8 protein-coding genes are annotated in these 11815 nt (G+C 57.3%); 6 read left to right on the plus strand and 2 right to left on the minus strand.

The window, feature by feature from the left end:
* The first annotated feature begins 49 nt into the window (after positions 1 to 49).
* Positions 50 to 595, plus strand: coding sequence for a hypothetical protein (locus tag VEH04_17675; GenBank protein HYG24608.1), 546 nt, complete (start codon positions 50 to 52; stop codon positions 593 to 595).
* Between the two features lie 12 nt (positions 596 to 607).
* Here the strand turns inward: VEH04_17675 and VEH04_17680 are convergent, their stop codons facing one another.
* Both VEH04_17680 and VEH04_17685 read right to left on the minus strand, forming a co-directional pair.
* Positions 608 to 2035, minus strand: a complete 1428-nt coding sequence (locus VEH04_17680; protein ID HYG24609.1) for a phosphoglucomutase/phosphomannomutase family protein — start codon at positions 2033 to 2035, stop codon at positions 608 to 610.
* 75 nt (positions 2036 to 2110) lie between these two features.
* Entirely contained in the window at positions 2111 to 2503 is a 393-nt protein-coding gene (locus tag VEH04_17685) for an NADH-quinone oxidoreductase subunit A (protein HYG24610.1), read from the minus strand.
* Positions 2504 to 2740: 237 nt separating this feature from the next.
* Here VEH04_17685 and nifJ point away from each other — a divergent pair, with 237 nt between their 5' ends.
* The 5 genes from nifJ (at position 2741) to VEH04_17710 (ending at position 11733) form a co-directional block, all read left to right on the plus strand.
* Positions 2741 to 6382 carry a pyruvate:ferredoxin (flavodoxin) oxidoreductase gene (gene nifJ, locus VEH04_17690; protein HYG24611.1) on the plus strand — a complete coding sequence of 1214 codons (3642 nt, stop codon included), beginning with the start codon at positions 2741 to 2743 and terminating at the stop codon, positions 6380 to 6382.
* Positions 6383 to 6384: 2 nt separating this feature from the next.
* Complete coding sequence (locus VEH04_17695) at positions 6385 to 7380, plus strand: dihydroorotate dehydrogenase-like protein (protein HYG24612.1); 996 nt, start codon at positions 6385 to 6387, stop codon at positions 7378 to 7380.
* A 410-nt stretch (positions 7381 to 7790) separates the two neighbouring features.
* Positions 7791 to 8222, plus strand: a complete 432-nt coding sequence (locus VEH04_17700; GenBank protein ID HYG24613.1) for a GntR family transcriptional regulator — start codon at positions 7791 to 7793, stop codon at positions 8220 to 8222.
* Positions 8219 to 9151, plus strand: a complete 933-nt coding sequence (locus tag VEH04_17705; GenBank protein HYG24614.1) for an ABC transporter ATP-binding protein — start codon at positions 8219 to 8221, stop codon at positions 9149 to 9151. Before VEH04_17700 ends, VEH04_17705 begins: the two co-directional genes overlap by 4 nt.
* The gene (locus tag VEH04_17710; protein HYG24615.1) at positions 9148 to 11733 is read left to right on the plus strand and encodes a hypothetical protein; all 2586 of its coding nucleotides are present in this window, start codon (positions 9148 to 9150) and stop codon (positions 11731 to 11733) included. Before VEH04_17705 ends, VEH04_17710 begins: the two co-directional genes overlap by 4 nt.
* Positions 11734 to 11815: the final 82 nt, after the last annotated feature.

The following is an 11815-nucleotide window of genomic DNA, read 5'->3' on the forward strand; positions in this document are numbered from 1 at the left end:
AGCTGGCTCGGAAAACGAATGTTCTTCAATGGTTGACCGTCAGTTGTTCATGAAAGTTGGACCGGCTTTATTCCTTGCAGCAGTTGTCCTCACTGGGTGCCAGACCATTCCACCCGGAGCGGAACGTGGACCCGATGGCACGATGGCATTCCATGTTCCCGTGGAAACCTCTGAACCTGGCGCGAGGATCGAAGTGAACGGCGAGATGGTGGGAACATCGCCGCTGACGCTGAAGATATTCGGTGACCCGGACGGCACGTTCCACGATTTCGGTTCGTATGAATTCCTTGTGCGGGCCTACCCCGCGCGGACCAATCAGTTCACCCAGACGCGCGTGTTCTTAACGGGCAGGATGTTCGCGGGAGAAGATCGCATCCCGCCGCAGATCTATTTCGATTTGAACCAACCGCCTCCTGTCTACGCGCCGCCGCCGCCCTATCCCCCGGGCTTTTACCCCTACCCGTACTACTATCATTACCACCCGCCGATGTTTTATGGCCCACGCATTTACATCAATCCACGGCCGCGGCACCATCATCATCATCACAATGCCCCAATCATTCGGCACCCGCGCCCGCGGCCGCATCGCCGCTGAAGTCCAAACCGTTTAAACGGCGAGCAATTGCTGGCAGGCGCGGCGGAGTTTCTTGAGGCTCGCTGTGGAACGCGCTTCGATGTAGCAGCGGATCAATGGTTCGGTGCCGCTCGCCCGAAAGGCAACCCATTCACCTTTTGGCAGGAGATACTTGAACCCATCGGTCGTAATAAATTTCTCGACCTTGTAAGTGCCGACGCTTGAGAGCCCTGAACCGAGCTTTGACAGCAGCGCGTCTTTTTTGGCTTCGGGAACGCGAACGTTGATGCGGTCGCTGTGGAACTCGCCAATTTGCTTCTCCAAATCCGTTAGAATGCGGCCGAGCGATTTCTTTTCAGTTGCCACCAGTTCAGCCATCAGGAGGCACGCGAGAATGCCGTCCTTTTCCGGAACGTGGCCCTTGACGCTCAGGCCGCCTGATTCTTCGCCGCCGACAATGATGGGTTCACTTTCCATCAGCGCGCCAATGTATTTGAACCCGACTGGCGTCTCGTGGAGTTTCACACCGAGCATTTCGGCAACGGCATCAACCTGGTGACTGCTGGGAACCGTGCGCACAACGGCGCCCGTCCAGCCGCGATTCTTCTTCAGATGATACAGGGCGAGGGTGAGGATCTGGTTGGGGGTGAGCCAGGTGCCGTCCTTGTCAACGATTCCGAACCGGTCGGCGTCGCCATCGAGCCCGAGCCCGACTTGCGCCTTGCCGCTGCGCACGAACGCGCTCGCTTCAGCCATGCCTTCTTCATTTGGTTCAGGGTGATGTCCGCCGAACAGCGGGTTCAACTCGTCATGGAACACGGTGATCTTTGCCCCTGAGTCCTCAAGCAAACGATCCAGATAACCGCGGCCCGTGCCGTACATGAGCTCCACGGCCACTTTGAGTTTTGCGCGTTTGATGGTTCCGAAGTCGATGAGCTTGCGCAGTTGTTTGAAGTAATCCGGTTGCGGATCAATGGTCTTGAACTCCAGCGATCCAATCACCGCGCCGTTGAAACTCCACTTGTCCTGCTGCAGCGCCGCGACGTTCGCTTCGATGCGCTTTGTCACATCGGGTGTCGCCGGCGCGCCGTTGCTCGTAGAGAACTTCAGGCCCTGGTATTCCGCCGGATTGTGGCTCGCCGTCATGTTGATGCCGCCAATCGCTTTTCGCGCGCGAATGGTGTGGGCGATCACAGGCGTGGGTGTATCGCGGTTGCAGAGCAGGGGAGTGAGGCCGTTGCTGGCAAGCACCTCAGCGGCAGCGAGCGAGAACTCGCGGCCGAGGAATCGGGTGTCGTAGCCAAGGATCACCACGGGCTTGCGGCCGTGAATTGCAGATTGGGAATCCTTCAGTTCGTCCTTCAGGTAGAGGGCAATCGCCTGCGTCGCGAGCCGCACATTGTCGAAAGTGAATTCGCGGGCAATGATGCCGCGCCAGCCCGACGTTCCAAATTTAATCATAGGGTGACGAAGGTCAGTAATGCGTGATGGCTTGTTGAAGCGAAGACCCGCGCGTGTGAATGCGTCACACGCTGCTTAACTTCTCCAGTCAAAGGCGCGCTTCTTCACTGCGTAGATATAGCCGACGAACAGGATCAGCATGAAGGAAAGCATGGATCCGAAAATCAGGGAGGCATTCTCGCGCAGCATATCCTTGTAAATGACGGCCCAGGGATAGAGGAAAACGACTTCGATATCGAACAGAATGAACAGCATCGCGACGAGGTAGAACTTCAACGACAACCTCGAGCTGCCTTCGCCGACGGGCATCATGCCGCATTCGTAAGCGGAATCTTTGATCGGAAGGCGTTTGCCTTTTTTTCCGACCAGCACGGAGAACCCAAGCATCCCGAAGGCAAAGCTCACTGCGAGCACGCCGAGCATCAGCACCGGGATGTATTGTGTCAGTTGCGACGAATCCGAATCCATGCGCTGAAATTTATGGGGCGGGCCCTTTTTATCAAGGAGGATGTTTTCCGCCCCGTCTTGGGACCTCTTGGCGAACCGAACGAACGGCGCGCGCTTCCAAACAAACCATGTTGTCTCATTAGCAAGATTCGTGGAGGCGCTCAGCACGGGCTCTCTTAGTTTCGTTTCAGATTCGTCAGAGACCAACGGGCAGAACTGACACAGATTTTAACGGCACATGACGTTGAACCTTCATCCATGATCAATCGACCCAAACTCACTTTGGACGGCAACGAAGCCGTCGCGCACGTCGCCTACCGGCTCAACGAAGTCATGGCGATCTACCCAATCACCCCGTCTTCACCCATGGCGGAATGGTGTGATCAATGGTCGTCCGAGGGCCGTAAGAACCTTTGGAACACCACGCCGGCCATCGTGGAGATGCAGAGCGAAGGAGGCGCAGTCGCCAACGTTCACGGCGCGCTGCAGACGGGTTCGGTTGCCACGACCTTCACAGCCTCGCAAGGGTTGCTCCTGATGATTCCCAATATGTACAAGATCGCCGGCGAATTGCTGCCGACGGTTTTCCACGTGACCGCGCGTGCTGTCGCGACCCACGCGCTGTCGATCTTTGGCGATCACAGCGACGTCATGTCGGTTCGTTCCGCGGGCTGGGCGATGCTCGCGTCGGCCAGTGTCCAGGAGGCAACTGACTTTGCATTGATTGCGCAGGCCGCAACGCTTCGTTCGCGCATTCCGTTCGTGCACTTCTTCGATGGCTTCCGAACGTCGCACGAAGTCCAGAAAATTGAAATGCTTGCTGAGGAAGACCTGCGCGCGCTGATCGATGACGAACTGATTGCCGCCCATCGGTCCCGTGCCATGACTCCGGACAGTCCCGTGCTTCGCGGAACAGCACAGAATCCCGACGCGTTTTTCCAGGGTCGTGAAGCCTGCAATCCGTATTATGACAAATGCTCCAACATCGTTGCAGAAGCGATGGACGCATTTGGCAAACAGGTGGGACGCCATTACCAGCCGTTCGAGTACGCCGGCTCGCCGCTGGCCGAACGCGTGGTTGTGCTGATGGGATCGGGTTGCGAAGCAGCGCATGAAACCGTCGATCACCTGCTGGCGCAGGACGAGAAGGTCGGAATCGTGAAGGTTCGTCTTTATCGCCCGTTCGATAGCAAACGCTTCATCGAATCCCTGCCCGCAACGGCGCGCACGATTGCAGTTCTCGATCGTACCAAGGAACCGGGCGCAGCAGGCGAGCCCTTGTTCCAGGATTGCATCGCCGCCATTTACGAAGGGCTCACCAACGGCTGGGGGCGCATTCAATCGCTGCCGCGAATTTTCGGCGGACGTTATGGATTGTCGTCCAAGGAATTTACGCCCGCGATGGTGAAGGCTGTCTTCGACAACCTGAAGCTCGAAAAGCCCAAGAACCACTTCACGGTTGGAATCAACGACGACGTATCACACACGAGCCTTCCCGTTGACCCCGACTTCTCGACTGAACCGGCTTCCGTCATTCGCTCCTTGTTTTACGGCCTGGGCGCGGACGGAACAGTTGGCGCGAACAAGAACTCGATCAAAATTATTGGCGAGGGAACGGATAATTACGCGCAGGGATACTTCGTTTACGATTCCAAGAAGTCCGGCAGCATGACCGTGTCGCATCTGCGCTTTGGTCCCGAGCCGATTCGTTCCACGTACCTGGTGACGCGCGCAAACTTCGTCGCGTGCCATCAGCCGATGTTCCTTGAACGTTTCGACATGGTGAAGCCGCTTGTGAACGGCGGAACCTTCCTGCTCAACACGCCCTACACCATGGATCAAATCTGGTCGCACCTTCCGACGCCTGTGCAGGAAGCGCTGCTTGCGAAAGACATCAAGCTGTTTGTGATCGATGCGACGAAGGTTGCCCGCGACAGCGGCATGGGCGGACGCATCAACACCATCATGCAGGTCTGCTTCTTCGCCTTGTCGGGCGTGCTGCCACGCGAGGCAGCGATTGAGGCGATCAAGTATTCCATCAGGAAGACCTACGGGAAGAAGGGCGAGGAAATTGTCGCCATGAACCTGAAGGCGGTGGACAACACGCTTGCCCATCTGCATGAGGTTTCGTTGACGAGCCCGAAGAATGGCACTGGCCCGCTGCTTCCGCCCGTCACCGACAACGCACCGCGTTTTGTCAAAAATGTTCTCGGCAGACTTACTGCGGGCGAAGGGGATGAACTGCCAGTCAGCGCCTTTCCTGTTGACGGAACCTTTCCGACTGCGACTGCGCAGTATGAAAAGCGCAACCTCGCAACTGATATCCCGGTGTGGGACGAGAAAACCTGTATTCAGTGCCTCAAGTGCGTCGCGATCTGCCCGCACGCCACGATTCGCGCAAAGGTTTATGACGAGTCGGACCTTGCAGGCGCCCCTGCGACGTTCAAGAGCTGCGACTCACGCCTGCCGGATTTCAAGGGGATGAAGTTTTCGCTGCAGGTGGCAGCCGAGGATTGCACGGGATGCGGCATTTGCGTCGACGTCTGTCCTGCGAAGAACAAAACGGAGGCCAAGCTCAAGGCGATCAACATGCGCCCGCAGCCGCCATTGCGACTGCAGGAGCGCGACAATTGGGACTTCTTCCTGACCCTGCCCGAGCTGGATCGCCGAAAAATAAAGCCTGGTGTGTTGCGCCAGCAGCAGTTGCTGCAGCCGCTGTTTGAATTCAGCGGCGCCTGCGCGGGTTGCGGCGAGACGCCCTACATCAAGATGCTCACGCAATTGTTCGGCGATCGAATTGTCATCGCCAACGCAACAGGCTGTTCCTCGATCTACGGCGGCAATCTGCCGACCACCCCCTATGCCAAAAACAGCTGCGGTCGCGGGCCCACATGGGCGAACTCGCTGTTTGAGGACAACGCAGAGTTCGGCCTCGGCTTCCGGGTGTCGATTGACAAGCAACAGGAATTTGCCTCTGAACTGGTGCAGAAGCTCGCCCCAAAAATCGGCGACGACCTTGTCACTGCCATTCTCACGGCGGATCAAAGTGACGAAGCCGGCATTCACGATCAACGCGCGCGCGTCACCGCGCTCAAGGAAAAGCTCAAGACACTGGACGCACCTGAGACCAAGCTGCTCGTCCCGCTCGTTGACACTCTCGTCAAGAAGAGCGTTTGGATTCTCGGCGGCGACGGCTGGGCGTATGACATCGGTTACGGTGGCTTGGATCACGTCCTCGCCAGCGGCCGTAACGTGAACGTGCTCGTCATGGACACCGAAGTTTACTCAAACACGGGAGGCCAGATGTCGAAGTCGACGCCGCGCGGTGCGGTGGCGAAGTTCGCAGCGGGCGGAAAGCCGGCTGGCAAGAAGGACCTCGGCCTGATCGCAATGACCTACGGGCACATTTACGTCGCGAGTGTGGCGATGGGCGCAAAGGATGAGCACACACTGAAGGCTTTCATCGAGGCGGAGACGTATCCTGGGCCGTCCCTGATCATTGCCTACAGCCATTGCATCGCCCATGGCATCGCGCTCGACCAGGGCGTTGGCGCGCGCCAGCAGAAACTGGCTGTCGATTCCGGACAGTGGCTCTTGTATCGATACGATCCACGCCGGGCGCAGGCGGGTGAGAATCCGCTGCAGCTCGACTCAGGCGCGGCCCGCGCGAAAGTCCAGGATTACATGCTCTCGGAAAACCGCTTCAAGATGCTGACCAAGAGCAAACCCGAAGACGCGAAGCGATACTTCGCACAGGCGCAGGTCGATGCCGATAATCGCTGGAAGTTCTACCAGTTCATGGCGCAACGTGACATGAAGGCGGGCTCCAATGGACATGCGGCGGCCGCTGCGAAGCCGGAATTAACCGTGCAACCCCGATCCCAGATCACCTCTGTATGACAATGGACCTTGCGACTAATTATCTCGGCCTGAAGTTACGGACACCGCTGGTCGTCGCGGCGTGTCCCCTGTCCGAGGAGATCGATAACATCAAAGAAATGGAGGATGCGGGCGCTGCCGCGGTTGTTCTCTATTCGCTGTTCGAGGAACAGCTGCGCCAGGATCAACTTGAGTTGAACCAGCGGATGGAGCAGGGGACCTTCAGTTCCCCGGAATCGCTCACGTATTTTCCTGAACCCGAAGAATATCACCTCGGCCCGGAGGAATACCTCAACCACATTGCAAAGGCCAAGGCGGCAGTCCATCTGCCGGTGATCGCGAGTCTCAATGGCTCGTCCACCGGCGGTTGGACAAACTACGCAAAGAAAATCGAGCAAGCCGGTGCCGACGCGCTGGAGTTGAACATTTATTATATTCCAACGGATCCGAACCTCACAGGCAACGAGGTTGAGCAAACCTATCTCGACATCCTGAAATCCGTGAAATCGGCGGTGACGATTCCTGTTGCGGTAAAGCTTAGTCCGTTCTTCAGCAACTTCGCGAACATGGCGAAGAAGCTGGACGATGCGGGGGCAGATGGATTGGTGTTGTTCAATCGCTTTTACCAGCCCGACATCGAGCTCGAAACCCTGGAAGTGAAGCCGAATATCCTGCTGAGCACGCCGATGGCCATGCGCGTCCCGTTGCGATGGGTGGCGTTGCTGTATGATCGCATCCGGGCGGACCTCGCGGCGACGAGCGGTGTTCATCGCGCCTCCGATGCCTTGAAGATGTTGATGGCGGGCGCCGACGTCACGATGCTGTGTTCTGTCCTGATACGGCACGGAATCCAACAGATCCGTCACATTGAACGCGAACTCGCGCAATGGATGGAGGAACACGAATATGTTTCCGTTCAACAATTGCGCGGGAGCCTCAGCCAAAAAAACTCCGCCAATCCAACAGCCTTCGAGCGCGCGCAATACATGAAAGCGCTGGCGACATTTCCAATGCGCTGAAACCTGTGTCTACCGGGTCGGCGTGCGGCGACGGAGACGTGTCTCCAGCATGGGATTTGCGGCAACCCCGGAACGAGCGGGTGCTGCAGGCGTGACGACAATCGTACTGGAACGGGATCGGCGGGGACCGAAGCGCCAACTTGCAGTCGGCATAGCACTTTCAATCGGAATGGACGCCCGACCTCATCCAGCGGTGGCGTTCTTTTGGGTATCGACATAATTCTTCATGCAGGGGCTATCGTTTTTTTATTCGTCATAAGCCCACTGCACTCGGCGCTTCGAGGCCCCGCTTCCTCGTTTCTGAGGGAAACCTTCGTTCCCGGAACAAGTCCCCTTCCAAAGATTTCTGCTGTACAACTTCGGCTTGACATAGTTGTTAACTGTCATAGTGTCCTAGGACAGAAGGTGCCATGGTGTTTCAAATCGATTTCAAGTCAGGCAAGCCGGTTTACCTACAGCTGGTGGACCAGGTGCGTTATGCGGCGGCATCGGGCGGCTTGCGTCCCGGAGAAGCGTTACCATCCATTCGCCCGCTGGCAGAGGAGCTCAAGGTGAATCGAAACACGATTGCCAAGGCGTATTCCGAACTTGAGAGCCAGGGAGTCATTGAAACCATTCCAGGCAAGGGCTGTTTTCTTTGCGAGACCCATTCGCCCTTCACAAAAGCGGTCCGGCAAAAGCTCTTGATCAGGGAGATTGACGAAGCCGTCATCACCGCGCATCACCTGCAGGTCGACCGCGAAACATTCCTCAAGCTCGTTGGGGAGCGCCTGAATGAAATCGAACGGAAGGCCGCTGACGCGCAGGAATCCTCTTCAAAAACGCCAAGGAAAAACCAATGAACCATGTCATCGAAATCGACGGACTCACGCGACGCTACGGGAAACTCGATGCGGTCCAGGGGCTCAGCCTCAAGGTGCCAACGGGATCGTGTTACGGGTTTTTCGGGCGGAACGGCGCCGGAAAAACCACGACGATTAAGTGCCTGTTGAACCTCTTGCGGCCGCAAGCGGGATCGATCCGCGTGTTTGGCGTCGATCCGCAAAAGGACGAAGTCGCAGTGAAATCGCGGCTGGCGTATGTGCCCGACGCGGTAGCGTTCTATCCGTGGATGACCGTTCGTGACACTCTCGAATACTTCGCATCTTTTCGTAAGCACTGGAATCGGGATATCGAAGCTGACCTGCTCAAGCGATTTGGTCTCGAGTTGAAACAGAAAGCCACAGCGCTGTCCAAGGGGCAGAAGACGCAGCTCGCGCTCATCACTGCAGTTTGTCCCGAACCCGAATTGCTCGTGCTGGATGAGCCGACTTCCGGTCTCGATCCAATCGTGCGGCGCGAATTCATCGAGACCGTGATTGGCGCATATCAATCGAGTGATCCCCTGAATCGCACAGTTTTTGTATCGACGCATTTGATCTCGGAGTTCGAGGGGTTGATTGATCGTTTTACCATCATCGAGAACGGTCGGGAACTGATGACGATGGATGCGGATGCGGCGCGGGAACGATTTAAGAAGATCCGGGTTCGATTCAGGGAGGCGGGCGCAAGTGTGGATCTGCTTGACGCCTTGCATGTGAAACAATCCGGGCGAGACGCCGAAATATTGGTGAACGGCAAAAGCGATCATTTGATTGCGCAACTGCGCCAGCGCGGTCTTGAAGACTTGCGCGTGGAATCGTTGTCGCTCGAAGAAATCTTTGTAGCTTCTCGGGCGCTCACTGCGGAAAATCGTGACGCCGGTGTTGCGACCGTGGGAGGCGGCCAATGAACGCGCTGGTTCGGAAGGAGATTCGAAGCCTTCTGCCACTGTTTGGCGGCGCCCTCGCGTTGACGCTGTCGATGTGGATGCTTCCGGACCTTCAGAACGAAGGGGCCAACTGGCTTCTAACGCTTCTGCTTCCCGGTGCGCCCGCGATGGCCTTGCTCATGTGCATTGAGAGCTTTGGGCGTGAGCTGAATTCAGGAACGTTTTCCATGCTCCTGAGCCAACCGGTCGCCAGGCTGTCGGTATGGCGGATCAAAGCCAGCATTCTGTTCGGAGCGCTCGCCGTGCTTGTCGTGGCGTGGCTGTTCACATGCATGTTCGCTCCGGCGGCCGGTGTGCCAGGGTCGCACCGGGCAGAATTCGCTGTGTTGCCTGGCGTCTTTGCGCTTGCGCTGTACTCAAGCGCGTTGTGGACGGTCCTCCTGCTGCGCCAGCCAGGAGTGGCGTTTTGGATTTCGATTTTGATTCCATTAGCGCTGAGCGTTGCCACGGGATTTGGCGCCGAAAAGATGAATGAGAAGCCCCTGATTTACATTTGCGGAACGTTGATCCTCTACAGCATCGCGGGATACTTTTTTGCGCAAAGACTCTTCCTCCGTGCGCAGGATATTCAGTGGGGAGGCGGTGTGATTCAGTTGCCAACGTTCACGTTCGCCGGTCAAACGGCGCGTTCGCAGCAATCCAGTTTTAGACCGGTTACAGCATTGTTCCGCCGCGAGTTTCGATTGCACGAGGCACAATGGATCATTGCAGGAAGCTTGCTGCTGTTGCATCTCGGAGCCCTGGCATCCAGCCGCGTGGACGGCTTGAGCGATTCCGCAAGGTTCGTCTCGGAAACAATTTGGGTGCTGTGGCTCTTCATTCCAACGCTCGTCGGCTGCGCGGCGATTGCCGAGGAACGCAAGCTGGGAACACTGGAATCAGCATTGTGCCTGCCTGTCAGGCGGCGAACCCAATTTCTTGTGAAGTTAAGCGTCGTGTTGTTTCTGACGCTGGTGTTTGGTGTGCTGGTGCCGGTGCTGCTTGAGGGCAGGCGCATTTTGCCCGACCCCGATTCCAAAATGTTCCTCAACCTGTTTCTTCCGGGGCTCGCGCGTTTGGATGAAGTGGCTTCGTTTCTAGCCTTCGCCGCTCCCATTCTCTTGATCGGTTTTACGGGGTTCTATTTTTCGAGCCTCACGCGCAGCACCTTGCACGGGCTGGGACCCGCGGTTCTGGCGTTAGCCGTGGCTGTCGCGGTGAATCAGGCAGCATTCTGGCCGGAGGCGTACGTTGGTTATCCGCTATGGCGCGGGCCGATCGCGCAAATGATCGGAGTTCCGATTCTTCTCGCTGTCATTCTCGCGCTGGCGTTCTGGAACTTGTCGCGAACGGTGATTGGCTGGCCCTTGTGGCGGCGAAACATCGCAGTTCTCGCGGCGTCTGGAGCGTTTGCAATTGTGCTCAGCTCGGCAACATACCATCGAGCTTGGGAATTCCTGACCTCGGATCAGGCTCACGGCCCTGCGCGGCTTGAGAACGCAGAGTTGCTGCCGCTGGGACGTGGAAACTATGCGGCCATCCTGCCCGACAGCCGTATCTGGGTCGGTCACTGGCCGGGCTTTGGTTCAACGAATCGGCTCGAATCATCAGCGATGATTGGCGGTTTTCTCTCGGGCTCGAATTGGATGGCGATCGTCCGCATCGGCGGAGAATTCATTACACTGAAGACGGACGGAACCTTGTGGGTTTCCCGCGAACCAGAAGTTTCCGGGCGCGGAGTGCTGAGAGACATTTCAGTTGCTTGGGTTATGGTTCCGTTGAGCGAAGACTCGGATTGGAAACAGGTTGCCAGGATTGGGAGCGCCGGTCTTCTACTTAAGAAAAACGGTTCGCTGTGGATGGTCGGCCCTGAAGTTGGATGGCAGTCTGGCACAAATGATCATTGGCCTGGCCTTCGGGCGTTTCCTCTCCGCTCGATCAGCACTCCGCAAATCGAATGGACTGAAATGATCCCTATCGATGACCGGGTCGCCTTGCGGACGACGACAGGAGCCGTTTACAGCGGCCTGGGTGAAAATCGTGAGGAGCAAGTCTCGATCGGTGGTTATCCGTTCGGACGTGTTCAAGCGTTGGAGCAGGGCCGGTGGAGCGATATTTCGTCAGTCTGGCGTTGGGGACTACCGCCCGCACTCGCAGGGATCACGCCTGACGGGCGTCTCGAGATCTTTGGTCAAATGGAAATCCTCAGCCCTCGGAATACTCGCTACGTTAGCAGTCATACCCCGTTGCATTCGTCTTCGGATTGGATCGCCTGCGCCAGCCACCCATTGATTGCGCTGAGACAGGACGGGACGTTATGGAGGTGGCGATTCAAGAGGAACAGTGACTTCGAAGTTGAGGCAGTCGGGAATCATCGCGACTGGATCGGGGTCGCGGTTGAGTGGTATGACGTGATGACCCTTGCGAAGGATGGAAGTCTCTGGCGCTACGACCTGATGGGCGACTTCGGTGAACATCATCCGGCCGACCAGTTGCAGTTGCTCGCGCCTTCGCGGAAACCCCATTGGCTGGGGAACATCTTTGGAAGCTCGGATCGCCAGTAACTATGCGGTTTCGCAGAGCGTTGCGCTCGCGAATGACATCGTCCCAGACACGATCCGGCGAGCGCTCATGTTGCGGCCTTGT

It is taken from the genome of Verrucomicrobiia bacterium, from assembly GCA_035629175.1.
Taxonomy (GTDB): domain Bacteria; phylum Verrucomicrobiota; class Verrucomicrobiia; order Limisphaerales; family DASXHY01; genus DASXHY01.